20 protein-coding genes are annotated in these 25,763 nt (G+C 62.0%); all 20 read right to left on the bottom strand.

Translation table 11 applies throughout. The features are described 5' to 3' along the window. The 20 genes from tssM to tssB all read right to left on the bottom strand — a co-directional run bounded on the left by tssM (position 1) and on the right by tssB (position 25,401). Complete coding sequence (gene tssM / locus QQJ96_RS04940; RefSeq protein WP_284330964.1) at positions 1–3,507, bottom strand: type VI secretion system membrane subunit TssM; 3,507 nt, start codon at positions 3,505–3,507, stop codon at positions 1–3. A 41-nt stretch (positions 3,508–3,548) separates the two neighbouring features. Further along, positions 3,549–4,877 carry a type IVB secretion system protein IcmH/DotU gene (gene icmH / locus QQJ96_RS04945; RefSeq protein WP_404649145.1) on the bottom strand — a complete coding sequence of 443 codons (1,329 nt, stop codon included), beginning with the start codon at positions 4,875–4,877 and terminating at the stop codon, positions 3,549–3,551. Continuing rightward, positions 4,853–6,196, bottom strand: coding sequence for a type VI secretion system baseplate subunit TssK (gene tssK, locus QQJ96_RS04950; RefSeq protein ID WP_284330854.1), 1,344 nt, complete (start codon positions 6,194–6,196; stop codon positions 4,853–4,855). The genes icmH and tssK overlap by 25 nt, the downstream gene beginning before the upstream one ends. Positions 6,197–6,260: 64 nt before the next feature. Continuing rightward, entirely contained in the window at positions 6,261–7,631 is a 1,371-nt protein-coding gene (gene tagH / locus QQJ96_RS04955; RefSeq protein ID WP_404649144.1) for a type VI secretion system-associated FHA domain protein TagH, read from the bottom strand. Further along, on the bottom strand, positions 7,603–8,148 hold the full coding sequence (locus QQJ96_RS04960; RefSeq protein WP_284330856.1) for a DUF6931 family protein: 546 nt from the start codon (positions 8,146–8,148) through the stop codon (positions 7,603–7,605). Before QQJ96_RS04960 ends, tagH begins: the two co-directional genes overlap by 29 nt. A gap of 125 nt (positions 8,149–8,273) precedes the next feature. Continuing rightward, positions 8,274–10,214 (bottom strand): type VI secretion system Vgr family protein, encoded by a 1,941-nt coding sequence (locus QQJ96_RS04965; RefSeq protein WP_284330857.1) that lies wholly within the window; start codon positions 10,212–10,214, stop codon positions 8,274–8,276. Positions 10,215–10,558: 344 nt separating this feature from the next. Continuing rightward, entirely contained in the window at positions 10,559–11,845 is a 1,287-nt protein-coding gene (locus tag QQJ96_RS04970) for a tetratricopeptide repeat protein (protein ID WP_284330965.1), read from the bottom strand. Between the two features lie 105 nt (positions 11,846–11,950). After that, complete coding sequence (locus QQJ96_RS04975; RefSeq protein ID WP_284330858.1) at positions 11,951–13,090, bottom strand: lipase family protein; 1,140 nt, start codon at positions 13,088–13,090, stop codon at positions 11,951–11,953. Between the two features lie 37 nt (positions 13,091–13,127). Next, complete coding sequence (locus QQJ96_RS04980) at positions 13,128–13,532, bottom strand: carboxypeptidase-like regulatory domain-containing protein (RefSeq protein WP_284330859.1); 405 nt, start codon at positions 13,530–13,532, stop codon at positions 13,128–13,130. Positions 13,533–13,692: 160 nt separating this feature from the next. After that, the gene (locus tag QQJ96_RS04985) at positions 13,693–13,980 is read right to left on the bottom strand and encodes a PAAR domain-containing protein (protein WP_284330860.1); all 288 of its coding nucleotides are present in this window, start codon (positions 13,978–13,980) and stop codon (positions 13,693–13,695) included. Between the two features lie 99 nt (positions 13,981–14,079). Beyond that, positions 14,080–15,039, bottom strand: coding sequence for a hypothetical protein (locus QQJ96_RS04990; protein ID WP_284330861.1), 960 nt, complete (start codon positions 15,037–15,039; stop codon positions 14,080–14,082). A 63-nt stretch (positions 15,040–15,102) separates the two neighbouring features. Further along, on the bottom strand, positions 15,103–15,540 hold the full coding sequence (locus QQJ96_RS04995) for a hypothetical protein (RefSeq protein WP_284330862.1): 438 nt from the start codon (positions 15,538–15,540) through the stop codon (positions 15,103–15,105). A gap of 103 nt (positions 15,541–15,643) precedes the next feature. Beyond that, positions 15,644–18,379, bottom strand: coding sequence for a type VI secretion system ATPase TssH (gene tssH, locus QQJ96_RS05000; protein ID WP_284330863.1), 2,736 nt, complete (start codon positions 18,377–18,379; stop codon positions 15,644–15,646). A 74-nt stretch (positions 18,380–18,453) separates the two neighbouring features. After that, positions 18,454–19,476, bottom strand: a complete 1,023-nt coding sequence (gene tssG / locus QQJ96_RS05005) for a type VI secretion system baseplate subunit TssG (RefSeq protein ID WP_284330864.1) — start codon at positions 19,474–19,476, stop codon at positions 18,454–18,456. Next, entirely contained in the window at positions 19,440–21,323 is a 1,884-nt protein-coding gene (gene tssF, locus QQJ96_RS05010; protein WP_284330865.1) for a type VI secretion system baseplate subunit TssF, read from the bottom strand. Before tssF ends, tssG begins: the two co-directional genes overlap by 37 nt. Next, positions 21,323–21,826, bottom strand: coding sequence for a type VI secretion system baseplate subunit TssE (tssE, locus tag QQJ96_RS05015; RefSeq protein ID WP_284330866.1), 504 nt, complete (start codon positions 21,824–21,826; stop codon positions 21,323–21,325). The genes tssF and tssE overlap by 1 nt, the downstream gene beginning before the upstream one ends. A 6-nt stretch (positions 21,827–21,832) precedes the next feature. Next, positions 21,833–22,621: a type VI secretion system accessory protein TagJ gene (locus QQJ96_RS05020; protein WP_284330867.1), complete on the bottom strand. Its 789-nt coding sequence runs from the start codon at positions 22,619–22,621 to the stop codon at positions 21,833–21,835. Positions 22,622–22,819: 198 nt separating this feature from the next. Then, positions 22,820–23,323, bottom strand: coding sequence for an Hcp family type VI secretion system effector (locus QQJ96_RS05025; protein WP_284330868.1), 504 nt, complete (start codon positions 23,321–23,323; stop codon positions 22,820–22,822). Between the two features lie 77 nt (positions 23,324–23,400). Next, entirely contained in the window at positions 23,401–24,891 is a 1,491-nt protein-coding gene (gene tssC / locus QQJ96_RS05030; protein ID WP_284330869.1) for a type VI secretion system contractile sheath large subunit, read from the bottom strand. A 6-nt stretch (positions 24,892–24,897) separates the two neighbouring features. Then, positions 24,898–25,401: a type VI secretion system contractile sheath small subunit gene (gene tssB / locus QQJ96_RS05035; protein WP_284330870.1), complete on the bottom strand. Its 504-nt coding sequence runs from the start codon at positions 25,399–25,401 to the stop codon at positions 24,898–24,900. Positions 25,402–25,763: the final 362 nt, after the last annotated feature.

The following is a 25,763-nucleotide window of genomic DNA, read 5'->3' on the forward strand; positions in this document are numbered from 1 at the left end:
CTAGCCTCCACACCTGAAACGCTGCACGGCGGTATTGAGGAAGGGGTTTTTAAGATTGTCCGCCTGCACGATGAGCTTGGCGACGTGGCCGCCGAAATTGAAGCTGGCCTGATAGCGCAAGTCCGACTGCCGCTGCAGATTGGCGGCCTGCATAGCATGGAAGAACGCCCAATCGCCCTGGTAATCGAAGGTGCTGAGCAGATTGCCGCTGCTGTCCCAGGCGGAAATCGTGACGTGACCGGGCTGCGGACCGGGCCACTTCATGCCCATGCTGCTGGCGTTGCCGGGTTGGTATTCGAACTTCTGGCCGTCGATGGTCACGGCCAGCTTGCCGATGCCCGGGTCGAGCGACGGCGCCGCCAGTGTGAAGTCCACTTCGGGGATGCTGCCGTTGTTGCGGAAATACATCTGCTTGATGGTATCGGCCAGCTGCATCTGCGCGAGCATGCCGGGCGAGCCGCTGATGGCTCCGGGGCCGGTTTTCCATTTCCAGATGGCGCCGCTGGCGTCGACCAGCTTGTCCAGCGTCTGCTTGTAGAAACTGTCGAAGCGCCCGCCGTAACCGAACAGCTCGCCGAAATTCTGCAGCGGAATATCCTGGGCGCTGTTGGGCGAGAACGGATAGCGGCCGCGGGTGAAGTCCGCACAATCTTTGCCGGCCGTCTGCTGGAATGCGTCGCCCAGTGCACCGCTGGTGCCGGTGGCGACCAGCGCCTGACTCTTGCCGGTCAAGGCGGCCACCCAGCCGGACACCGGTGGCGGCAGTTGCGAAGCTTCCTGCTGCGCCATCAGCAATTGCGGATTGGGCTGGCCGGCGGCGCTGCTGAAGTCGGTCATGGTCAGCAAGGTCTTGCTGAGCTGGTCGAGCACGCTCAGGGTGTGATCGATCGGCGCACTGCCCGGGGCTCCTTCGGTGAGCTTGTCGAGCGTGTCGAAGTGAGCGCTGATCTCATCACCAGGCTTGGCGGCGGCGCCCTGTCCTTCCCCACTGCCAGGCTTGATACCGGCATTGGCAAGCGCACGCATCACCGTGGTTTGCTCGGCACGTTGCTCGGCACGCTTTTCTGCGGCTTTCTTCAACGCAGCTTCCGCCTTGTCGGCGTCGCTGGCCGGTGGCACGCGCAGCAAGTCATTGGTGTTGTTGCGCACCAGTGCGAGCAGCGATTTCAGCGGTGAGCTGGGGCCGGACAGTTTCGCGGCAGTGGCGCTGGCATCCTGGATATTGGTGATGGGCTGTAACTGCAAGTCGTTGAGCAGTTCGTCCCAGGCCTTGATGTAGTCCTGCTGGTACAGCGCCAACACTTGCTGCGCCAGCTTGGCCTGCTGGATGGCGTCGATTTTGCCGGTGCCGAAGACCCAATCGTCCTGTGTGAATTGCTTCACCGCCTCCTCGATACCTTTGTTCACTTCCATCGCGAACACTGGTTGCGTGTACAGCGCGGGAATCGGCTCGGACAAGGCGGCACCGCTGCGGCGGTGGAACACGTTGCCGAGCAGGCCCAGCTCCTTGTCCAATTGCAGCGGCGCGTGGTCGGAGCTGTCCATGCTCAGCTTGAGGCTGCCGTAGATCAGCGTGGAAAGATCGGCCGTGCGCAACGTGCTGCGCGCCTGCTCCACCAGTTGGTCGTCCAGATGCAGGGCGCGCAACTGTCCAGGTTCGGCCACCAGTGCTTCGAAATGCTTGGACAGCGCCTTCTGCAGCACGGCATCGTCGGGGAAAACCTTGCGCCATTCGATATTGGTAAGCGCGACCAGTTCATCCGCGTTCTGATGCTTGGGCTCGCCCAGCATCAAATAGCCCTTCAGGTAATAATACAGCGCCTGTGGATCGCTCGCGCTGCTGGTCAGGCCGCTACGGAATTGCGAGGCCACGCCGGGCAGCAGCAGGCCATTCAGTTCGCGCACGTAAGCATCGTGCACTTCGCCGCCCACAGCATGCCCTTGAAAGAGACCCAAGCGCATCGACAGCGGCACGTCGTCCTTGTATTGCTGCGCGACATCCTGCACGCCGGCCATGCCTTCCAGACGCGCCAGTACACGCGCGAAATACTCTTTCTGCGTGGTGGCGCCCGAAACGTCGCTGCTGGCGGGATAGTTCTTCAACCCATCCTCGACCTGCGACAGATAGGCGCGATTGCGCCCGTAGCTCTCGGCAAAGCCGGCTAGCAACAGCACGCTGACCACCAGCACGCCCAGATACGCGGCAGCCTGCAGCATGATCTTCTGCCGCTCCAGCTTTGGATTGGTGCCGGCGAAACCGGATTCGCGGAACAGCACCTCCTTCAGCAGGCGCTCGACGAAGAAAGTGCGCTGCTGCGCACCGGGAGCGTGCACCTGTGCCGCATCAAGACCGAAGGTGCGCGCCACCGCCACCATCATGCGGTCGATCGGCGTACCTTCCTGGGTACCTGATGTGAGATACACGCCACGCAACAGCGGTGGCGTGCCATAGGCATAGCCAGTGAACACGCCTTCGACGAACTGGCGCAGGGTTTCGCGCAAGGCGCCCAGTTGCTGCGGAAACGACAGGATGGCCGAGCGGCGGTTGGCATCGCGCTCCGCATGCAGGCGGCTCAGGATGCGCGTATGCAGCCGATTCAACAACAATTCGAATTCGCCGCCGAATTGCTTGGCCGCCGCGCCGTTCATGGTCTGCTCGACCGGGAACGACATGCCCCAGACCTGGCTGCGCAGTTCCGGGTTGAGATCGTCGAAAAATTCACTGAAGCCGGCGATCAGGTCGCACTTGGTCAGCACCAGGTACACTGGCACGCCGATGCGCAGCTGGCTGGCCAGCTCATCCAGGCGGCGGCGAATTGCCTCAACGTGCTCCTGCATGCCGTTCTGATCCAACGTGAGCAGGTCGGACATGCTCATCGCAATCAGCACGCCGTTGATCGGCCGGCGCTTGCGGTATTTGCGCAACAGCTTCAGGAACTCGCCCCAGGCCGAGGCATCCGCAGCCTGGTCGGACTGCTGCATGGTGTAACGGCCGGCAGTGTCGAGGAACACCGCTTCATCCGTAAACCACCAGTCGCAATTGCGGGTGCCGCCGACGCCGCGCAAGGCCTGCTTGCCGAAGCGATCGGACAGCGGGAAATTCAGGCCGGAATTCTGCAGCAGCGTGCTCTTGCCCGAGCCCGGCGGGCCGATCACCACGTACCACGGCAAGGTGTAGAGATTGCTGCCGCGCTTGCTCTTGCGCAGAGTATCGACCGCTTCCTGGAAGCGTCCTTGCAATTGCGTGCGTTCGGCCGCACTGCGTTGGTCCTGATCGTTGCCGGCTGGCCCGCTCTCTTGCGAGACCATGTCGCCGGACATCTGCTTGGCCTTGTTGCGTGCACGCAGCTGCAGCACCTGCAACCAGATCGCCCACACCGCGAGGATCAGAATGATCAGCACCAGGCGCGACACCGGGCTGGCCAGCGGTTGCGTATCGCCTATGCCCAGATACGGGCCGCCCAGCCAGATCAGGATCGACAGCAGGATGACGCCGACCAGCGCCATGAACCAACCGGATTTGAACAGCGCAAAAATCTTCACAGGGTTCAATCCTCCGGAATGAACATGATTTCCACGCGCCGGTTACGCGTGCGGTTTTCGGGTGTATCGGGCGGCAGCGCGATCGGTTGCGACGAACCTGCCCCGCTGGATTCGACGCGTGCAGGATTGTCCAGCCCGTCGTCCAGGATCTGCGCCACGTTGCGCGCACGCGCGCTGGACAGCTCGAAGTTGTCCTTGTATTTCAGCGAACGGATCGGCTGGTCGTCGGTATGTCCCACCACGATCACCCTGCCCTGCACCTGGTTGAGCGCGGCGGTGATCTTGTGCAGCAGCGGAACCTGGTCCGCACTCACGTCGACGCCGCCGGAGGGGAACAGCCCGGTGGCGGCCAAACGCACCTTCGCCTCGCCATCGGGCTTTTCCTCGACCGTAAGCTGGCCGGCCTGTTCTTCCGGTGACAGCAATTGCTTGAGGCTTTTGCGCGCCGGATGCGGCTGGCGCGCGGTATCCGGCGGCGTGCCGTTCTCCAGGCCGATTTGCGCAAGCTGCGCACTGATCGGCGAGGAGGCTGCATTGAGGCGGGCATAGAAGAACAGGAATGCGCCGAGCAGTATCACCGCGGCAAACGCGGCGACCACCCATAGCGGCACGTAGCGGATCAAAGGATTGCGCCGGTCATCGATGCCGCGCCAATGCGGCGCCAGTTCGTCCGCCGGCTTGGCGCGCTGCGCCTGGATACGCCGGTACAGGTCTTCCTGGATGTCGGCGAGCTTGGCGCGTCCGCCCGTCTCGATGTGGTAGCGGCCGGCGAAGCCCAGCGCCAGGCAGATGTACATCAGCTCGATCAGGTCGATGTGCTTGGCGAAGTCCGAGCACAGCCGTTCGAGAATCTGGAAGAACTTGGCGCCGCCATAGGATTCGCTATGGAAGGTGACCAGCAGCGTTTTCTGCGCCCAGCCGCTGTGCTCGCCCCAGGGTGAATTGAGTACGGCTTCGTCCAGCATCGTGCACAGCACGTAGCGCGCCGCGAGGATGGTTTGCTGCTGGATATTGGCCGCCTGCGCCAGGCTTTCGAAGCGATGGATCTGCGCCACGGTCTGATCGCGCAAATGCGCCGCATCCGGCGGAGCCATGCTGTGGCGCAACTGCACCGCCAGCAGCAACAGGGGGCTGGCTGCCTGCACCAGCGGATTGGCCCCACCCTCCAGAAACTGGTTGATTTCCGCTGGCGGCGTATACGGCGCAGGTGCCCGCGCCGGGGAAGCTGGCGGCGGTGCGGCAGGCGCAGGCGCTGCACCGCGCGGACGCACAATGGTGGCGTCGCGCATATCGTCATTAGGGCCGTTGCTCATGTTCCGCCTCGGATCGCCCACAGTTGCAGGTCAAGCCCTGCGAATTCCTCGCCAAAGTGGAAGGCGATGCCGCCGGACGTCTTCAGCATCCGCCACATCTGGGAGTTCTTGTCGAATTCGAAATAGAGGAAACCCGCGTTGTACGGAATCTGCCGTGGCGCCACCGGCATCGGCGCGACCACGATGCCAGGCAGTTGCAGGTTGACCAGGTCGCGGATTTTTTCCACCGGCCCGATCTTCGATTGCGCCGGCAACTGGCGCCGCAAGTCTTCCGATTTCATGTCGGACTTGGCGGCAAGCACGAACGCCGCGGTGTCGAGCAGGGTCAGGTCCGGCACCACCGCTACCCACACGCCGAACTTGCGCTGCTGCAGCGGTATCGGCGTGGCCGTCTGTTCCATCACCGCGCTCAGGCTGTTGCGCAAGGCCACGATCACCGGCTCGAAGCTTTCGCGCAGGAATTCGTGCCGGTAAGCCGGAAACGCCTGCGCACGCTTACCCGGCGCAGTGAAGGTGGCCAGTTCGCCGGCCATCGACACGGCCACGCGATACAAATCCTCCGGATGGGCGACCGGCGCCGCGGCCAGGTGCGCGATCAAGGGCTGATAGCGGTTTACGACTTGCAGCAGCAGGAAGTCGGCGATTTCCGCCGCGCCACCGCGATCGGTGACCGCTACGCGGCTGGCCAGCGCTTCGCCGCGCTGATGCAGCAGGCCGAGCAATTCGGTCAGGAAGGTCACCAGCCGCGGTACCGCCTGGCAGCTCTGCCCGGTCGGCATGAAGCTTTCATCCAGCATCACGCGACGGTCGGCACGGCATTCGACGATGCGCGCCAGCGGGATTTGCGCCAGGCCCTCCATCGGTTGCGATTGCGGTAGCAGCCGGCTGCTCATGCCGCCGACTTCCACCACGGTGAGTCCATCCATGCTGCCCGAGGCATCGCGCACCTCGGCCTCGCGCACGCGAAAGCGGAACAGCTTTTCCGACGACGCTTCCGGACGCCCGCTATCGGGTTGCGTGGGCGAGCGCAATGGCAAAGTGAGGTAGACAATCTGGTCGCGCCAGTTCGGATCCACTTCCAGCGCGGGCGGCAGCGGATCGTCGTTGGGCATGGAGAACGGCGTGCCGTCCGGAAACACGCCGCGCGCGCGCTTGATGCCGATCTTGCCGATGGCCAGCAGATCCGTCTCCAGTTCCAATTCGTGAAAGCCCCAGGCATACGGTCGTAGTGCGCCTGCGCGCACCTCCACGAAGCGCTCCAGGTAACGCTCTTGCTGCTGCAAGTGCTGAGGGCGCAGAAACAGCCCTTCGCTCCACACCACTTTGTTATTTTGCGTCATGTATCGGGTCCGTCAGTCCTGCATTGGTAGGTGGGGATGCAAACCAGGCATGCATACAAAACTCCTACCTACGTTCATTGCGCCGATTCGCCTTGAGCCGCGCCAGCTGCTCCTCATACGCCCGCGCAAACTCATCCCCGAACAAGCGCCGGAACGTATCGTCCGGGTTCTTCACCAGGCCTTCGAAGTTGTCGCGGTACTTGTCCCAGTACCGCCCCTTGGCGCCGAACGCCACGCCGCGCTTGCCACCATCCACCTCGTTCTCGTAGCGGTCGGGGTTGAAATGCATCAGCAAGCCCTCGAAGCCCGCACGCACGCCGGCAAGCATCGCCATCTGGTGCAAGCGGATATCTTCGAACGCGTCCTGGAACGCCGCCGTGCCGGAAAGAAAGCCGGGGTTGGCCGGCCCCAGGATTTTTTGCATCGCCTCGTCCGTGCCGAGCGCGAATTTCAGCGGGTTGTTTTCCGAGCGCTGGATGATGGTGACCGGCAAGCGGAAAGTGTTCTTGATTTCGGCACGCGCGCGCAGCACATCCATCACCCCGTCCACCACGATGCGCAGGATCTGCTCCATATCCGCCGGCAATGCCCCGTTCGAAACAGGCGCAGGCGCGGGCGCCACGGCCGGCGGTGGCGGCGGTGCTACGGCTACGGGTTCCGGCGCAGGCGGTGGCGCGGGTGCAGCCGGCGGTGGCGGCGCAAAATCGCCGGTGGTCAGGTCCCAGTTTTCCGGCAGTCGATTGGCCTGCTTGCGCACGTCCGTGGTCGGGGGGCGGAAGTGGTCGCTGATGCTGGGCGTGTGATTCCAGCTTGGCGCCGGCGCCGGTTCCGGCCTGGCTACGCCTAGCGGCTCGTCGAGGAAACTCAAGGGATCCAGGTCGACACCCGCGGGCATGGCTTGCTGCGTACCAGGGATCAGGTTGTCCAGGGAAGAAGTGCGCGACGGCGACGGCGCGGGCGCCATCGGATTGAGGAAATCGAAATCCAGCGGATCGTCATGGAAAGCGGCCGGCGCAGGCGCCGGGATCGGCGACGCGACCGGTGCGCTCGGCTGCACGATGGTTACGCTGTCGTGCTCCATGCGTACGGCGATCTCGAACGTATCGATCTGCAGCCGATCGCCACTCTTCAAGGCCGCGGGATCACCCCTGAGCAGCGGCGAGCCATTGAGCAGCATGCCGTTGGTGCTGCAATCCTCGATGAAATAGATGCCGTTGAGATAGCGCACCATCGCATGCACGCGTGACACACCGGCAGTGCTCAGCACCCAATCGCAGTCCTCGGAACGGCCTATGCTGCCGTCTTTCGCATGGAAGGTCTTCTGGCTGCGACTGCCGAATTGCGCCGCTTGCTGGCCTTGTACGACGAGCGTCAATGTCTGTAGCGTCGACACCTGTATCCCCCGCTTAGCGACCGCTGCCGTTGGTGCTGGCATGAAGCAGGCTCATCGCGCGCTCGATAAAAGCGCCACGGCGTGCCTCGAACTGTTCGCTGACCAGCGCGGCCATCAGATTGATCGCCGCCACCGTGGCGCGCGCAGTGAGATGGTCCGGCGGCGGAACGGCTTGCTCCTGCGTGGCCGGTGCCAGGCTTCCGCCCGACCAGCCCGCAGATGCCGCCAGCCATGCGCCGAGCGAGCGATAGCCACCGGCATTGGCGAATTCGAACGCGGCGCGGCGGTTGTCTTCATTCGGTTCGCGCACCCATTTTTCCGCCAGGGATGCGCCAGCCTTGTCTTCCAGGCCCAGCGGCTGTTCACGCGCGCATTGCAGCAGCCATGCAACGGCATAGCGCTTGGGCAACAAACGGGCGAGCAACTTGAGCGCGTCCTGGATCTCGCCGGCATCGAGCAGCGTCTGCACCGCCACTTGCGGCGTCATTTCGGGGCGTAGCCGGGCGCTGGCCAGCGCCGACAAACCCATCTGCATCGAAGCCTGCGTAACCACCGACATTCCGACGTCCCCTTTCACCAATCCGTGTACAGCATTTGCCGTGTTGCGTCTGCCCCATGCGAGGCATTTCCTTTAGCCACCGTCATTCCCGCGCAAGCGGGAATCCAGTTTGATCTTCAAACCCATCAACCAATCATGATGATGCCGCCCGATACCTGCATCATGCCGTCGCCGGTGGCGCTGACTGCCGCACCCTTCAAGGTGGTCATGGCGCTGCCTTCGATATCCAGCATGGCATCGGAATGCAGCTTCATGTTGACGCCAGCACCGATGTCCACCTGCACTTGTCCGGCCACCTTGACCGACGAATTGCCGGTGATGGTGACGTTGATGCCGCTGATCTGGATTTCGCCCGTGCTCTTGAGAATGATACTCGATGAGCCGGTGACAAGTTCGATCTGGGTGCCGGCGGTAAGCTTGAAAACCTTGCCGACGTCCAGCGTGTCGTTGTTGTTGATGGTGTGGTGGCGGTCATTCTTGATGGTGACCGTTTCATCGTGATCGATAGTCACCACATGATCGTTCTCCACCTCCTCGTGCATGTCCTTCTGGGCATGCATGAAGAAATCCTCGCTGCCTTTCTTGTCCTCGAAGCGCAGCTCGTTGAAATCGGCGGTGCCACCGAGCAGGCTGCGGCTCTTGATGCCGCTTTGGGTCTTGTTGTCCGGCAGGCCGTACGGCACGTTGTTGTCGCCGTTGTAGACGCTGCCGATGATCAACGGGCGATCCGGGTCGCCTTCCAGGAAGCTCACCACCACTTCCTGTCCCACGCGTGGGATGCTGATCGCGCCCCAGTTCTTGCCCGCCCATGGCGTGGCCACGCGCACCGGACAGGAACTCTTGGCGTGGGGTTTATCGGGCTTGTTCCAGTGGAAGGTGACCTGCACGCGGCCGTGCTGGTCCACCACGATGTCCTCGTCGGTCTTGCTGCCGCACACGACCGCCGTTTGCAGACCGACCACCGTGGGTTTCACCGCGGTGGGCAGGCTGCGGAAAGTCTGGCTGCTTTCGATCGCTTCGAAGCTGCATTGGAAGGCCGGCCCATTGTCGCTGCTGCCCGACGCAGCTGCGGCGCCGGACAGGTGAATGGTGGTGCCGATGATCAGGTATTCGCGGTTGAGCGGCTTGCGCGGATAGTCGCTCAGCGTAAACAGCCCACCGATCTCGACACTGCAGGCGCCGGTAGTGGCGGTGTAATGCGATCGCGCCACGCTCAGGGCTTCGGCACGCACCTGCGCGAAATGCTGCCCCACATCGGCAACCTTGTGTGCGCCCGGAAAGTCGAACGCCACCACGCCGTCGCTGGAGCCGGCGGTGCCGTGGCCGTCGCTGGTGCCGGTGGCCAGCAGCGAGGTCTTGGGCGCCATCGGATCGTAATCGGTCAGCTGGTACTTGGCTGCATCCATGCCGCGCGACGAGGCCCAGGTAGTGATGGTCGACTCGCGCCGCAGCACGCTGTCGGTGCTGGGCAAGAAGGGGACGCGCGCAAAGTCCTTGTTTACCGCGTGCGCGCTCACGCTGTCGGCGAGCACCATGGTGTGCTTGCTTGCATCGTGCGTGAAGAAGTAATAGATGCCCTCCTGCTCCATCAGGCGACTGACGAAGTTGAGGCAGTCCTCGCGGTACTGCACGCAGTATTCGCGCTGCGCATAATTGCCGCTGAGGCTGAGTTTCACGTCGCTGTAGCCGGCATCGTTCAACACCGACTTCACGATATCCGGCACCGTCATGTCGGTATAGATACGGCAATCCACCTTCTGCCCCAGCAGCCATGGCTTGGGCACCAGCCGCACGCTGTATTGCGCGTAGACCAGGTTGTCGATCGTTTCAACGCCCGTCTGCGACGACTCGCATACGATGCCGTTGAAGTAGCGTTCGTAGCCGTCCTCGGTGGCGATTTTCACCGTCATCGGCGAGCCCAGCAGGCCGCTCAGGTCGATGTTGGGGTCCTGGCTTTCGAACTGCAGATGGAAGGAAAACAGCCGCCCCAGACGCTCGTCGGCAGTCATGCTGCGGAACAGCAGGCCGCTGACCTTGGCGGAAGAAATACTGATCTGGGCGGTCATGATGCGAATCTCCTAGGAGCCTGCTCGGCTCTATACGTTTCCATGGTGCACTCATGTCCGAGGGGCTCCACGCACCGGTTCAGGTGATGAAGCGGGTGGAACCTGCCAATACTCCCCAAGCCCCCGCGGCTCCAGTGCAAAGTTTCGCCCAGCGGCAGCGCCGAATCCAGCGGCTTTACCGTCAAAGGGTGCACAATCTGCAAGATCAGTTCTCCTAAACCGTACCTGGTCCGACTTTCCCTGGGCTTCTGCCCGTTCCTGGGCTGAAGGCGCCACCCGTAGGGCAGCCTGCCCCGACCACCTCCGACGCACAACAGCAGCCGGAGGCTGGGCCTGCCCATCGTTCAGCCTTGCCCCGCGCGTTGTGCCAAGACCACCCAGCCAGTCACGGGCTGTCCGCCTTCCTTGCGCAAAGTGTCAGTACCGATACTTTTCCGCGAGAACCCTGCCGACGACAAGGCGCGTTCGACATGGTGGCGCGTGTGCTGGTAGCGGCCACTGGGCGAAAGATCGACGCGATCGTCCTCGCCCTGCGCCGCTTCCACCGTGAACGCCAACCAGCCATGCTGGCGCAGCGCGGCATGCGCAGCATCCAGCACTTCCTCAAGATCGCCGAAATACTCCAGGGTATCGGCCGAAAACACGATGTCGTAAGCGGCCGGATGCGCCCGCAAATAGGCGGTGAGTTCGGCCACGTCGAGCTCGTCATAGCCACCGCGCAAGCGCGCCTTTTCGATCATGCCGCCGGAAAGGTCCACCCCCACCAGCCGCTTCGCATACGGGCGCAGAAGCGGCTCGCAAAGACCGGTGCCGCAGCCGGCATCCAGGATCTCGAACTCGCCCGCCGCGCCGGGCAACATGCCGCCCAAGGCTTCCGCAAGGATTTCTGGCGCTCGGTAACCCAGGTTCTTCAACAGTTGCTCGTCAAAACTGTCGGCAAACGCGTCGAAAACCTCGCGCACGTAATCATCGGCCGCGCGCGTCGGCGCCTGCGCGCCGCCACAAGCAGCCAGCATATGGCGAGGCACTGGATGATCCGGTTCGCGCGCCACCCAATCACGATAAACCTGAACCGCCTCTCCGATGCGGTTCAACGTGTACAAGGACATGCCCAATGACTCCAGCGCACGCAGGTTGCGCGGGTCCAGCTCATAGGCTGTGCGAAAACATTGCGCCGACTGCTCGACATGTTCCTTGCTCTGGGCGTAATTGCGCAGAAACCTGCCCATCAGGTAATACCCCTGCGCGAACTTCGGCGCCTGCTGCAGCAGCTTGGCGTAAGCCTGGAACGCTTCTTCCACGCGCTCCTGCGCCTCCAACACCACCGCCAGGTTGTTCTGCGCGTTGTAATGCAGCGAACCGCATTTGAGCGCCTTGCGGTAGCAGCGCTCCGCTTCGGCCAGGCGCCCGCATTCCTTATGGATGTTACCGAGGTTGTTGTGCGCGTCCGGGTGCTTGGGCGTGATCTTCAACGCCGCTTCGATCAGGCGCACGCCTTCGTCGCTGCGTCCGCGTTGATGACAAAGCACACCCAGGTAGTGCATGGCATCGGGCTGCCCCGCACGCAGCTCCAGCACTTCGCGGTACCGATGCTCGGCTGCGTCCAGATCGCCGGCCTGATGCGATTGCATGGCTTGCTTGAGGACCCGGCGATAGTCCGCCGCCTCGCCAGGCGAGCGAACGGCAACGCGGGTTGCCGCCCGACTCAAAGGCATTTTCCTCGTCCGCGCCATGCGTCAAAGTTTGTCCACGGCGTTCCTGGCCATCGTCGATATAAAGCGGAACAGCATGCCCAGCACGAACTGGATGAAATCCACCGTGATATTGGCGCCCTGCGCCAACGTGCGCCCCATGAAACGCATCGCCGCGGCCAGCATGTTGCGAACCGCCTCGGCAATGCGGATCGATTGCAACACGCCGGTGTAAAGCAGGCGCGCAAGGCCGTCGAGCAGGGTGACATCGGCAAACAAGGCCAATTCGGGCACCTTGATCAGCTGTTTCAGGATCCAGTCCAGCCCCGAAAGAATCAGCTGGAGCGCCAGCGAAGAGAGCATGATGAAGGGGCCACTGTCCTTTGCTGCCTCCTTGAGCCAGTCGCTGGCCGCCTCGAAGCTGCTGTGCTTGGGCAGGATGACCGGCAACGACGACCAGGTGCAGCCCTCCACCGACTTCAGATAGCCGGGCATCAGATGCGCTTCGATGTTGATGCGCCGGCCCGGCCCCTTCAGGCGGTAGGCATTGCTGGCATAGGGCACGTGGCTGTAGGGAAACACCGGAATCATCGGTACCGGGTCGTTTTCGTGATAACCGCGGTAGATGTTCTCGGCGCCAAGCTTGGCGGTGAGATATTGGGCATGCTCCACCACGCCGCAACGTGGCGCACCAAAGGAGTAAAGCCGAATGGGGCAGCCCACGTCAGTAAGCGCATCGGCCAGCAAAGTGGCCATGGCACCGCCCAGGCTATGACCGATCACATGTAGCGCCTGCGGCTTGCGGTGACGCAATTGTTCCCTGATTTGCGGCAGTACCGATTGCGCACCACGCCAGAATCCGGCGTGCACCAGATAGCCACTCGGCCCGATCACACCGGCGAAACGCAAATTGGTCAGCCAGTCATAACCCGTAGCGGTACCGCGCACGGCAACCAGGCATTCACCCTCGCGTCCGCCCTGCCCCCAGGCCACGAAACCGAAGCCCGAATGCTGCTGCGCTATGGTGCCGGTCGTACCCGCCAGACGGGCTCCCCCCATGATGTCGAAGGACTCTCTTGCACTGGGCGCAACCAGCCACGCCGAACGCATGTCCTTGGAAGTGCGCAGTTCATAAGTACTGGTAGCAATTTCGCCGACCTGGGTCGGTGAAAGTTCCATCGCCATAAGTTAATCCCCTTGGATGATTTGAACGATCCGTGTTTCAAACCGGTTTGCAGATACCGTAGTGAGTACCTACCGCTTCCGGTTTGCTGGTCAATTCGCACACAAAATTCAGTGGCCGGCCGTCAAGCTCGGTATTGGCGTCGTAATCGGCCTTGCCATGCACCCAGGCCTCGTACTCCACGCCCTGATACTTGATTACGATGGTCTGGTGCACCATCGGCTGGGTCGGCAGAAAACGATGAAGAAAGCCCCGCTTACGCTCGATCGTAGGGAACGAGAACCGCCCTTTTTCATCGGTAACCGTGTGCTGGGTGGGGTTATCCGCGTCGTTTTCCGACCACTCGGCCTTGGCCACCAGCTCGGCCCCTTGTACCGGCTTGCCATCCTGCAACACCGTGCCGTTCACTTCAGAAAACAGCACCCAACGATCCGACGTACCCATAGCGCATCCCTCTGACAAACCCGACAACAGGAAAACTACACCGACTGACATGACAGTACGAACCAGGAAAAGCCAGCTTGACCGCCATCTCCTGCTTCGAGAATTCAAAAACGATCGCGTCATCTTGCCACCTCTGACAAGCCCGGTAGTAAGCAGGCCATTAGCCAATCAACACCTTGAAACATCCCAGCACGATCACACCGCCATGGGCCGTGCTGTCCCCCAGACGTGCCACCGGCCGGCCGCCGGCCAGCACCTTCGGCGAGCCCATGGCAATCGCATCCGGTGGCCCCACGCATACCGCCATGTCGCCGACGCATGCGACGGGCAAGCCACCTACCAATACGTTCGGCGCACCCGGTGCGGCGATCGGGCCGCCAACGTGGGGCACCGGCCCGGTCGTCATCGGGCAGGTGTGCATGTCGGTGAGGCGGGCTGCCGGTTGCATGGTGATCCTCGCTTGGGGTCAGGAATGGGATGGAGCAAAAAGGGAGCACGTGAACAGAGTGAGCCCTCGACATCAGATCAGCCTGTTGCTGTTTTGCTTTCAGGTGAAATATTGGACCCAGGCACTATGGTTGTGGCCAAGGCGACCGTCCGAGAGCCACTGCGCTTCCACCACCGTACCGTACACGCGTGAAGCTGATTGCTTATGCCTGCTCGTCGGTGCCACGCCATAGTAGCTTTTGCTGGCACCCGCATAGTTGGGATAGGCATTCATAAATTGCAGGCCCAACGCGTTGACTATGCTTTGGCCGGCGGCATGCTGGTTGTTGTTCATGCTGTACAGGTGGTTCGCCACCCACCCTTCCTTCATCTGACTGTAGCCAGGCGGCACGAATGCCGAGGAGTTCACGGCAGCGCCGGGACCTTTCGCCTCGACGATCAGAAAGTCGCTCCCGCCATTGCTGTTCGGCCTTTGCCAAATCTGGTCTATCCCCGTCCCGGCGTGGATGTGGTAGCCCCAGATCATCTTGAAGCGGGGGTCATGCTCGAGCACATAGATCGCAGCGGCAGCCTCACCGACGCACTCGGTGATACGCGTGTTTGCCACCAAGGCACGCATATCGGTAGCGATCTGATTGAAGTGCGCACGCGCGAGGTTATCGGCGCGCAGACCTGCAACTTCCTGTTCCAATCCTTGCCACACGGCCTGGCCACCCAAGTTCAGCCAGGCAAACGGCAGGAAGATTTCGTCCCCGGTTCTCATGTTCCAACCGGGGGCGTTACTCAGGTCGCCGTGATAAGTAACGTCCTGATGCATGCCGGAGAACGGCCACGACGTAAGCGGGGGCGCGGCCAGCGCCCGCCCAAGGGCAACATTGATGTTGACGACGCGGGTCTTCGGCTTCTTTTTCGAAATGAACGAAAGTTTGTCGTACTTTTTTTCGATCCCCGCGTAATCCACTTTCTTACGCGCCCGCAAAACCCGTTTAGTTGCGCCGGACGTTTTATGACTTGGCATGGTTTCTCCTTTGGGTCGACACGCTTGCAAGACACGTGACACCTGACTTTCCTTTCCGTTGGAACCCACTCAATCAGCCATCAGAAAAGCACTCTGACCGTTTTTCTATCTCGACGCCGGAAGATATTCAACGAAGATATGGCCATTTATCCGACCAATAGCATCGTAGCCAGTGCACCAGTACGAATAGCCCACATGCGTCCTGTCCGGCCCATTGCCACCCTGCCCTGGGGTAACAATGTCCATGTCAACCATCAAGGTCCAGTTCCTTGCGTGACCGCCATGCCCGGTGGTGGCGTTGTAGGTCCATTCCACTGGCGTAGTCCTGCTCACATCACCCGCTGATGTTCGCGTAACCGTAAAAGCATCCAAGGTTACGTTAAGCCCAGTCCGGTTATTCAACTCGACAATCGCACGCGCCTTCGCTGCGTTTTCCTTGGAGCTCATCCTCGCGCTGAATCCCGTAAGCGGCGGATTATCCTGAAGATCGACGTCGTAGGCCGATAACTGATAATTGTTTAAAGTGCCTCGGACAGCAACCATCGTTCATCTCCTTTCCAGTTGAAGGAACGGGGCAGATTCAAGCCTCGATCGTCAGTGGTTCTTACCCGGCAAGTCACTGCGCCCTACGCTTTGCAAAAGCCAATCAGGCAAATCCATACTCGAAGTCCTGGCCGCTGACCCCTACGTTCACTCCCGCCACCGCCTTCCCTTCGATCATTCGCAGCAGGAATTCGCGGCTCACATCCGGCAGCATGGAGTTGGTCAGGATCGCGTCGATCATGCGCCCACCCGATTCGCTCTCGGTACAACGGCTCACCACCAGCTTCACGACCTCGTCGTTGTATTCGAACGGAATCTTGTAGCGCGTCTCGATCCGCTTCTTGATGCGGCCGAGCTGCAGTTTCACGATCTCGCCCAGCATTTTTTCGCTCAACGGGTAATAAGGAATCGTTACCAGGCGACCGAGCAGCGCCGGCGGGAAGATCTTGAGCAGCGGCTCGCGCAACGCCTTGGCCATGCCATCCGGTTCGGGCATCAGGTCCGGGTCCTTGCACAGGCTGGCGATCAGGTCGGTGCCCGCATTGGTGGTGAGCAGGATCAGGGTGTTCTTGAAGTCGATCTGGCGGCCCTCGCCGTCTTCCATCATGCCCTTGTCGAACACCTGGAAGAAGATTTCGTGCACGTCGGGATGCGCTTTTTCCACTTCGTCCAGCAGCACCACGCTGTACGGTTTGCGGCGCACGGCTTCGGTGAGCACGCCGCCTTCGCCGTAACCAACGTATCCCGGAGGAGCGCCCTTGAGCGTGGAAACGGTATGCGCCTCCTGGAATTCGCTCATGTTGATGGTGATGAGGTTTTGCTCGCCACCATAGAGCGCCTCGGCCAGCGCCAGCGCAGTTTCGGTTTTGCCCACGCCGGAGGTGCCGGCGAGCATGAACACGCCGATCGGCTTGTTGGGGTTGTCCAGGCCCGCGCGTGAGGTCTGGATGCGCTTGGCGATCATTTCCATGGCGTGGTCCTGGCCGATCACGCGCTGGCTCATGAGCCGAGCCAGGTTCATCACCGTTTCCAGTTCGCTCTTCACCATGCGGCCGACCGGGATGCCGGTCCAATCGGCAACCACCGAACCTACGGCGGTGTAATCCACCGTTGGCAGGATCAGCGGATGCTCGCCTTGCAGTTCGGTAAGCTGCGCCTGCAGCTCATGCAGCTCTTCAAGCGCCGCGTTGCGTTCGGCATCGCTCAGCTCTTCGGGTACATGAGCCGCTTCGGCTTCGGCGGCGGCAGCCTGTTCCAGCTTGCTGCCGGTACCCTCCACCGGTGAATGGTCGCCACGCAGCCTTGCGCGAATGGCAAGGATCTTTTCGACCAGACCCTTTTCCGCCAGCCAGTTGGCCTCCAGCTGCTCCAGCCGCGCCTGCTGTACGGCGAGTTTTTCCGTGGCGCCGGCTTCGCGCTCGGTGACGTCTACGCCGACGATCTTTTCGCGAGCGATGATGGCCAGCTCGGTTTCCAGTGCCTGAATCCGTTTGCGCGTGTCGTCCACTTGTGGCGGCACGGCATGTTGGCTGATGGCAACGCGCGCGCAGGCCGTATCGAGCAGGCTCACCGCCTTGTCCGGCAACTGGCGTGCAGGAATGTAGCGATGCGACAGCTTGACCGCGGCTTCCAGCGCCTCGTCCAGAATCTGCACACGGTGGTGCTTCTCCATGACGCTGGCGACGCCGCGCATCATCAGAATGCCCTTCTCTTCGCTGGGCTCGTCCACCTGCACGGTCTGGAAGCGGCGGGTCAGCGCTGGATCTTTTTCGATGTGCTTCTTGTATTCGGCCCAGGTAGTGGCCCCCACGGTGCGCAGGTTGCCGCGTGCAAGCGCAGGCTTGAGCAAATTGGCTGCATCGCCGGTGCCTGCCGCGCCGCCGGCGCCAACCAGCGTGTGCGCCTCGTCGATAAACAAAATGATCGGCTTGGGCGAAGACTGCACTTCCTCGATCACCTGGCGCAGACGATTCTCGAATTCGCCCTTCATGCTTGCGCCGGCCTGCAGCAGGCCAACGTCGAGGGTGCGCAGCTCAACGTCTTTCAATTGCGGCGGCACATCGCCGGCAGCGATGCGCAAGGCAAAGCCTTCCACTACCGCGGTCTTGCCCACGCCGGCTTCGCCGACCAGCATCGGGTTGTTCTGGCGGCGGCGCATCAGGATGTCGACCACCTGGCGGATTTCTTCGTCGCGTCCGACGATCGGGTCGATCTTGCCATTGCGCGCCTGCTCGGTCAGGTCGACGGTGAATTGACGCAAGGCTTCCTGCTTGCCCATTTGCGCGGGCGGGATCGCACCACTCGCTTCACCCGGGGCCGCTGCGCCGCCGATGCGGAAGCCGTCGCTGGCATTCTGCCCGTCCTCGGGCGAGCCACTGACTACTTCTGCGAATTTCTCCGCCAAGGTCTCCGGCTTTACCTTTTCGAACTCCTGCGAGATGTTGAGCAGTTTGTTGTGCAGGCTGCGCGTGCGCAGCACGCCAAAGATCAGATAGCCGGTGCGCACTTGCGCCTCGCCGAACATCAGCGTGGCGAACACCCAGGCACGCTCGACGGCCTCCTCCACGTCGCTCGACAGGTCGGAGATCGTGCTGGAGCCGCGCGGCAGGCGATCCAGCGCATCGGTCACGTCGCGCGCCAGGTTGGACGGATTGAGGTTGAACTGCTTGACGATGCGATGCAGGTCCGAATCCTGCAATTGCAGGATCTGATGGATCCAATGCACCAGCTCGACGTAAGGGTTGCCCCGGAGCTTGCAAAATACGGTGGCACTTTCGATGCCCCGGTACGCGAGCTTGTTGAGCTTGCCGAATAGAGCGCTGCGACTGATTTCTGCCATACCCTTGATCCTTAGCCTTGGCACGCCGGCAGCACGTTGCTGCCGCACTTCGTTGATGAATCGAAACGGCGGTGCTAGCCCACCGGCCTCAATACAACCTGATCAGCATCCGTCTGTTCTTGCCGCTGGCCCAGCCAGGTAGTCAAGCCCATGCGGCCGCTCTGCCCCATCCGCGTGGTCGGCACTTCGTCGCGCTTGAGCACGAGTTGCACGTCCCACGCCTTTTCCTCGCCGACATAGGTTTTTACCGCCGCCATCAACTGGCGCAGCGCCTCGCCGCCCGGCAGGAAATTGTTGAACTGCGCTCTCGTCAGCGGGCCCAGCCGCAGGCGGAATCGTTGTTGCGCGCCCCATACATGCTCGCCCAGCACCGCCGTGAGCCCCAAGCCCGCGACCTCGCGCGACTGGCCCAGCTTCAAATGCGCCGAGTCCGGCAGGCGCATCCATTCGGCGACGAATTCGATCACCCGCACCGGAATCCCGAAGAAATGCTCCAGCAGGTGTTTCAGGCCTTCGCCATTGCGCGCCTGCGCCAGCAGGCGTCCGGCAAAGAAATGCTTATAGCGGTCCGGCAAGGCGTCGCGCGATTGCAGGTTGGGCGTGGACAAGCCGATCAACGCGCCCATGTAAAGGCTGAAGCGGTCTTCACCGGGACGATCGAGCTGGATAGTCGGCTGCGAGTCGGCCCACGCGCGGTAGAACAGGCTCAGCATGCGATGGTGGAAGATGTCCGCAAACGCGATGAAAGTACCGTCGCGTGAGTTGTGCTTGCGATCCAGCGCGTATTCGGTCAGGTGCAACGGCAGCGGCGCGTTCGGCCCGAACAGGCCAAAGAACAACCCGTACATGCGCGGTGGCTTGCCGTTCGCTTGCGGCTCGAAACGATCCACCGTGCGCGGAGCGAACTCCAGCGACGGCGTCTGGCACAGGCGCACGGGATCTTCCGCCGGCTTGGTGGAGCGCCCAAAGCGCGGCCGGCCGGGATGGGCGCTTTCGAGCCAGCGCAGCGCTTCGAAGAACTCGAAGGCTTCCGGCTGCCCGCGCAGCGCGTTTTCCAGCGCTACAGGATCTGGCGCTTGCCGAGCCGGGCCGTCCATCGGGCCACCTCATTGCGTTCGAGGGTGCGCAACACGGTTTCGGTAAAGGAATTGACCGAAACGTAGCGCGCGAAGAAATGCCGCATCACCGAACCGAGCAGGAAGGCCCCCGTGCCTTCGAAAGCGCCGTCATCACACGTCAAAGTGATTTCCAAGCCCCGCCCGAAGGTGATCGGGCCGGGTACCGGGATCCGCCGCACCACGGATTTGCTGCTGACCGCCTTCACGCCTTCGATCTGGCGGCGCGCACCGGCATCGAATTCATCGCAGTACAAGGTCAGCATTTCGCGCAACGCCGCTGCGCCCTCTTCGCCGCTGTCACCCAGCAGCGATACGTAGTTGAGCTGCAGGTGGCTGAGCAGACGCCACGCGGTTTCGCCATGTGCCGTGGGCGCACGCGGCTTGGTGGGGCCTGCCACGCAGCGAATGGAAGTTATCGGGGCGCCGGTTTCCAACGTGAAATCGGTGCGCGATTTGCCCACCGGCATCTGCAGCGGCAGATCGCGGTTGGTGCACATCAGCATCATGCCGACCTGCCGCAACTGGGTGGAATAAGGAGCATCGTTGGCATCCACCAGCGAGATGAACACTTCGTTGCCGACGTAGCTGGAACGCGCTCCGTGCAATTTTTGCCGTGCGGACAGGAGGCGCGGTTCGCGCCGCATGGTATAGAACGCGGCGCTGCCGCTGTGCCAGACGCGCTCGTCGCAGCCGTAGAACGGCTGGAAGCGTTGTTCCGGTTCCTGCCGATCGCCGAATCCCTCCACCTGGCTCAGGCTATGCACTTCGAAATCCATCGGCCGCGTGCGGTCCGCCAGCACGTGGTATTCGGTTTTTCCCTGCTGCAGGTGGATGCGATCGGCACGACGCGGGAACAGATTGATCGCCGGCGTGCAGAACAGCCTGAAATTGCTGGTGTCGACGGCGTTGTGCAGCCGGCTGACGCTACGGTCGAAGAAAACGGTGAGATCGAACTCGGTGGCCTGCGAACGCGAGAGCACCTGCTTCAAGCCGGTGAACACGGCGAACAGGAAGCGCTCCGGGCAGGCAAAATATTCCTGCAGCAGGCGATAGCCGCTGAAAGAGCGATCCGAATACGGCAGCAGGGCCTCGTCGTCGGCAAAACCCTTGTCGCGGATGGCCGAAGCATCGAAATGCTCGACCAGCATGCCGCTTGGTCCGGGCATGCGCACCACGAAGCCCTGGGCGTTGCCCAGCAGTTGCTCGTACAGCCGCTTGGGCAATTCATCGGCACCGGCAATGAATACCGGCAGCTCGTCCATCGCCAGCATGTTGGCTTGCGCGCCGGCGGTAATGGTGAATTTCAGGCGCAGGCCGGCGCGCACCGTCTTGCCGGACGGAATCGGCACGCTGGCCGCGGCGATGGCGGCGGGTGTTTCGAAATACTTGGCCTCGACCAGTTCCAGCGGCCACAGGGTGACGTCGTGGGCGGTGCGATATTCGCAAGCAGTGCGGTCGTCGTTGGAGATCAAGCTGCGCAACGCGGTATTGCGCGCCACGGTATAGCCGGTGGCCAGCGCGCTTTCTTTCTGGTCGGGATTCAATTGCACTACGGCCATCGAGGGAATCGGCGCCAGGTAGTGCGGGTAGATCATTTCCAGCAGGTGCTGCGTGAACACCGGGTATTGCGCGTCGAGCTTCAACTGGATGCGGGCCGCCAAAAAGGCGAAACCTTCCAGCAAACGCTCTACATAAGGGTCCGCGCACTCGAAGCCTTCCATGCCGAGGCGGCCGGCAATCTTGGGGTATTCACGCGCGAATTCCGCGCCCATCTCCCGCACGTGTTGCAGCTCGCGGTTGTAATAGCGAAGCAGTCGCGGGTCCATCAGCCGAAGCTCTCTGATACGTTGAACTTGCCTGTTTCCAGGTCCACTTCGGTCTTGAGATAAAGATTCAGCGGAATCGGCTGCGCCCACATCTCCGATTCGATGTTGAAAGCGAGCGATTGGCGATCCATGCGCTTGAGGTCGGTAGTGACCGTCACGCGCAACGTGGCCGAGGTCAGCCGCGGCTCGAATGCCAGGATCGCTTCACGAAGCTGCCGCTGCAACACCTTGGCGTCGACCCCGGCAACCGCCACACCGGTGAGGTCGGGAATGCCGAAATTGACCACGGAACGAGCCACTTCCGGGTAGTCGGCCAGTTGGTCGTCCAGGCCTAGATTCACGCAATTGAGCAGCCAGGAAATGTCGCGCGCCACGCAATCGCGCAGGCGCGAGGCGGAAATCACGCGCTTCTCGCGGCTTTCCTCCGCCTTCGCCGGTTCGTCATCGGCCAGCCGATCCAGCAGCGAAGGCTGCAGGCGTTCCTGGGTGGTCAGCTCGGCCATATGCGATTACGTATCAAATGAAATGCTGCGGATGTCCAGCAACGGATATTCGCCGGCATCGGTGGCGAACATGCGCTGGCCGAAGCCCACATGACAGTCATGGCCCAGATCGATCCATTCGGTCTTGCGTGCCAGCACCACATCGCTGTCCTGCGCGCGCTCCGAACCAGGGTAGCGGCAAGGCACGAAACCGACCGATTCGCCGCCGTTGCTCCAGATGATCTGCACCGGTGCCCAGACTTTGTCGCGCAGATCGGTCGGCGCTTCGAACTTCAATTCGCGGATGCGCGCAAACGGCACCCATGAATAGCCCCCGTTGACGACGACCTCCAGGCACGGCCCGAAGCGCGGATCGGCGTCGGCGATCCACTCGAACCGCTCGCCGTCGATACTGCCGGACACTGCTTCGGCGGCTTCAAAAGCTTGCTCGCGCAACGGCAGCGCCTGCGCATAGCGTTCCTCGCCCATCAGCTTCAGCGACTGCAGCAGCAAGGCCAGCCATTGCGCCGGCTCGCCGATCACCAGCGGCGGACGCGTGCCGCTCATCACCGCATGGCGCTCCAGCTCACCTTGCAAGGCGCGGCTATAGGCACCCACCATCAAGGTGTTGCCGGTATCCAGTTCGCCACTTACCTTCAACTGCGTTTGCGCGCGCTCCCATTGCCCCAACAGCGCCAGCAGCTGAAACAAAAACACTCTTGCCTTGGCATCGGCCGGATTGCCGCGCACCTGCGCGGTCAAACCCTGCAACGCCTCGTCGAGGCGGCCTTCTTTGAGCATGTTTTCGGGAGTCATGTCCTTGAACCTTGAGCATTCTAAGAAGGACAGGGATTTTTGGCGGGGCAAGCCCCAACACCCTCCCCTGCATGCAAGGGAGGGTCAGGGTTGGGTTGCCCGAAGCCCGCGGGTGGAGCGAGCTTCGCGCAACACCACATGTCGCCAACAAAATCCCCGGCAGCTGTTACCGAGATCGGTACAAAAGCCGGGTCAGGCTCAGCCCTTGGCGACCTGCTGCATGTCGAAGGTGAAGTCCTTCGTGCCACCCTCTTTGCCGCCCTTGTCGTCCTGCGGCTGGAACGAGTACTTGAACTTGCCGAAGTGCAGCGTGACGTTCTCGGTGAGGCGATCCTCGCCACCGCTGCCGCCGGTGGACACGGAGGTGATCAGCACGCCTTCGCTCAGCTCGATGGTGAGGAAGTCGGTCTGCTCGCCGGTCGCATTGGTCACGTACAGCGTCGCCTTTTCCACGCGCGCGCCGGTGCAGCAGGCCTGCATCATCGCGTTGGAGCAGCCGTCCACGTACTTGGTGATCGAAATATCCTGTACGTGAGCCTTGCCGCCGCTGGCCGAGCCCGCGCCGGCGTGCAGGTCACCGGAGTTGCTCACACCCCATGACCAGGCCAGGATCGGCACCTCGCCCTTGTGCTTCTTGTGGTTGGAAGCGCCCTTGATAGCGACACTGCCGCCTTCGAACTTGATGTGCATGTCGAATGCCATGAAACCTCTCCTCGGTTACCTGATTGATGATGGCTACCGCCACACTGGCGGCTCCTTTTACAGCACTACTTCCTGATTCAAGCCTTCGCCGCCGACGGCAGACGCGAGACCAGGCGCAACGACACGGTCAGACCCTCAAGCTGGTAATGCGGCTTGAGGAAGAACTTGGAGGAGTAATAGCCGGGCGCGCCCTCGACCTCCTCCACTACCACTTCCGCCGCCGACAGCGGCTTGCGCGCCTTGGTTTCTTCGCTGGAGTTCTGCGGATCGCCGTCGATGTACTGGCTGATCCAGTTGGTGAGCCATTTCTCCACCGACTCGCGGCTGCTGAACGAACCGATCTTGTCGCGCACGATGCACTTGAGGTAATGCGCGAAGCGGCAGCACGCGAACATGTACGGCAAGCGCGCAGCCAGCGCCGCATTGGCGGTGGCGTCGGGATTGTCGTACTCCTCCGGCTTGGCCAGCGACTGCGCACTGATGAAGGCGGCCATGTCGGAGTTCTTGCGGTGGACCAGCGGCATCAGGCCCATCTTGTCCAGCTCCGCCGAGCGGCGGTCGGTGATAGCGATCTCGGTGGGGCACTTCATGTCCACCCCGCCGTCGTCGGTCGGGAAGGTGTGCACGGGCAGGCCTTCCACCGCACCACCCGATTCGATCCCTCGAATCCGCGAGCACCAGCCGTATTCCTTGAACGAGCGGTTGATGTTCACCGCCATCGCGTAGGCGGCGTTCTGCCAGGTGTACTTGGACGAGTCTGCGCCGGCGGTGTCTTCCTCGAAATCGAACTCGTCCACCGGGTTGGTCTTGGCGCCGTACGGCAGGCGCGCCAGCGTGCGCGGCATGGCCAGGCCAAGGTACTTGGCGTCTTCCGATTCACGCAGCGAACGCCAGGAAGCGTAATCGGGCGTAGAGAAAATCTTCGCCAGGTCGCGCGGATTGGCCAGCTCGTTCCAATTGTCCATGCCCATCAGGGTGGAGTTGGCGGCGCTGATGAACGGTGCGTGCGCAGCGGCCGCCACCTGGGCAATGCCACCGAGCATCTCGACGTCCTGCGGACTGTGATCGAAATAATAGTCGCCGACCAGGCAGCCATACGGTTCACCGCCCAGCTGACCGTATTCCTCTTCGTAGATCTTCTTGAAGATCGGGCTCTGGTCCCAGGCTGTGCCCTTGTAACGCTTCAGCGTCTTGCCCAGCTCCTTCTTGGAGACGTTGAACACGCGGATCTTCAGCAGCTGATCGGTTTCGGTGTTGTTGACCAGGTAATGCAGGCCGCGCCAGGCGCTTTCCAGCTTCTGGAATTCCGGATGGTGCATGACCAGGTTGAGCTGCTCGCTGATCTTGCGATCCAGCTCGGCGATGTAGGCGTTGATGGTCTGGGTGACGTCATCGGAAACGATGTCCGCCTTGTTCAACACCTGCTCGGCCAGCGTACGCACGGCCGACTCCACCTCTTCGCGCGCGCGTTCGCTCTTGGGCTTGAACTCCTTGTTGAGCAGCGAGGCGAAATCGCCCGCTTCAAGGGTCGCTACGCCGCCTTGTTCGGCCAGTTTCTCGGTTGCCATGGCTGCTTACTCCCCTGCCGGCTTGGGTGCGGAGGCCAGCGACTGCAGCAAGGCCGGATCGTTAATGGCTTGGGCGATCAGCTTTTCAGCGCCGGCCTTGCCGTCCAGGTAGGTGCCGAGATTGGCGAGCTGGGTGCGCGCTTCGAGCAGCTTGGCCACGGCGCCTACCTTGCGCGCCACCGCCGCGGGCGAGAAGTCGTCCATGCTTTCGAAGGTAATGTCGACGTTCAAATTGCCTTCACCGGTGAGGGTGTTGGGCACGGCAAAACTCACGCGCGGCTTCATTGCCTGCAGGCGGGTATCGAAATTGTCCACGTCGATTTCCAGCGCCTTGCGTTCTTCGATCTGCGGCAGCTCGGCATTGTTGGCGCCGGACAGATCGGACATTACGCCCATCACGAACGGAACCTGCACCTTCTTCTGCGCGCCATAAACCTCGACGTCGTATTCGATCTGCACCCGCGGCGCGCGATTTCGCGCGATGAATTTTTGACTGCTCTGCTTGGCCATACGACGTCTCCTTGGAAAGGATCAAACTAAGTGGAACTGCACCATTCGAATCCCGCAGCCGGGTAAAACGGATTACAACCAGATGACAGGCGTGCGTCACCCGACGGAGCAAACTTTGCAACCGACATCAAAGTTGAAACAAAGCGGCTACTGCGGCACCCCCTTGGGCCTGCATAGCGGAAACGACGCCGCGCAGCAGCTGCGAGGCGACGCGTTACGAACATCAATTGGGTCCCTATTACCCCGCTAAATCTATGCTCAATCGGGTCAACTGGCAACGCCGGCCCGGTCCGTGAAAAATAAGTGAATAAAGCTAAAGCTATGGCCTATCAACTGCAACGAACTCCTTGATTATCCACTAG

This window comes from Dyella flagellata (genome assembly GCF_030160275.1).
GTDB classification, from domain to species: Bacteria; Pseudomonadota; Gammaproteobacteria; order Xanthomonadales; family Rhodanobacteraceae; genus Dyella_B; species Dyella_B flagellata.

What these genes read in the sequence shown, in the direction of transcription:
- tagH (WP_404649144.1), bottom strand. Translation starts at nt 7,631, where the DNA reads ATGCCAGCACCAACGGCAGCGGTCGCTAAGCGGGGGATACAGGTGTCG.
- QQJ96_RS05020 (WP_284330867.1), bottom strand. Translation starts at nt 22,621, where the DNA reads ATGACTCCCGAAAACATGCTCAAAGAAGGCCGCCTCGACGAGGCGTTG.
- QQJ96_RS04975 (WP_284330858.1), bottom strand. Translation starts at nt 13,090, where the DNA reads ATGGCGATGGAACTTTCACCGACCCAGGTCGGCGAAATTGCTACCAGT.
- tssM (WP_284330964.1), bottom strand. Translation starts at nt 3,507, where the DNA reads ATGGCGCTGGTCGGCGTCATCCTGCTGTCGATCCTGATCTGGCTGGGC.
- QQJ96_RS04965 (WP_284330857.1), bottom strand. Translation starts at nt 10,214, where the DNA reads ATGACCGCCCAGATCAGTATTTCTTCCGCCAAGGTCAGCGGCCTGCTG.
- tssG (WP_284330864.1), bottom strand. Translation starts at nt 19,476, where the DNA reads ATGGACGGCCCGGCTCGGCAAGCGCCAGATCCTGTAGCGCTGGAAAAC.
- QQJ96_RS04970 (WP_284330965.1), bottom strand. Translation starts at nt 11,845, where the DNA reads ATGCAATCGCATCAGGCCGGCGATCTGGACGCAGCCGAGCATCGGTAC.
- QQJ96_RS04960 (WP_284330856.1), bottom strand. Translation starts at nt 8,148, where the DNA reads ATGTCGGTGGTTACGCAGGCTTCGATGCAGATGGGTTTGTCGGCGCTG.
- tssF (WP_284330865.1), bottom strand. Translation starts at nt 21,323, where the DNA reads ATGGACCCGCGACTGCTTCGCTATTACAACCGCGAGCTGCAACACGTG.
- QQJ96_RS04980 (WP_284330859.1), bottom strand. Translation starts at nt 13,532, where the DNA reads ATGGGTACGTCGGATCGTTGGGTGCTGTTTTCTGAAGTGAACGGCACG.
- tssC (WP_284330869.1), bottom strand. Translation starts at nt 24,891, where the DNA reads ATGGCAACCGAGAAACTGGCCGAACAAGGCGGCGTAGCGACCCTTGAA.
- QQJ96_RS05025 (WP_284330868.1), bottom strand. Translation starts at nt 23,323, where the DNA reads ATGGCATTCGACATGCACATCAAGTTCGAAGGCGGCAGTGTCGCTATC.
- QQJ96_RS04995 (WP_284330862.1), bottom strand. Translation starts at nt 15,540, where the DNA reads ATGGTTGCTGTCCGAGGCACTTTAAACAATTATCAGTTATCGGCCTAC.
- tssK (WP_284330854.1), bottom strand. Translation starts at nt 6,196, where the DNA reads ATGACGCAAAATAACAAAGTGGTGTGGAGCGAAGGGCTGTTTCTGCGC.
- tssB (WP_284330870.1), bottom strand. Translation starts at nt 25,401, where the DNA reads ATGGCCAAGCAGAGCAGTCAAAAATTCATCGCGCGAAATCGCGCGCCG.
- QQJ96_RS04985 (WP_284330860.1), bottom strand. Translation starts at nt 13,980, where the DNA reads ATGCAACCGGCAGCCCGCCTCACCGACATGCACACCTGCCCGATGACG.
- tssH (WP_284330863.1), bottom strand. Translation starts at nt 18,379, where the DNA reads ATGGCAGAAATCAGTCGCAGCGCTCTATTCGGCAAGCTCAACAAGCTC.
- tssE (WP_284330866.1), bottom strand. Translation starts at nt 21,826, where the DNA reads ATGGCCGAGCTGACCACCCAGGAACGCCTGCAGCCTTCGCTGCTGGAT.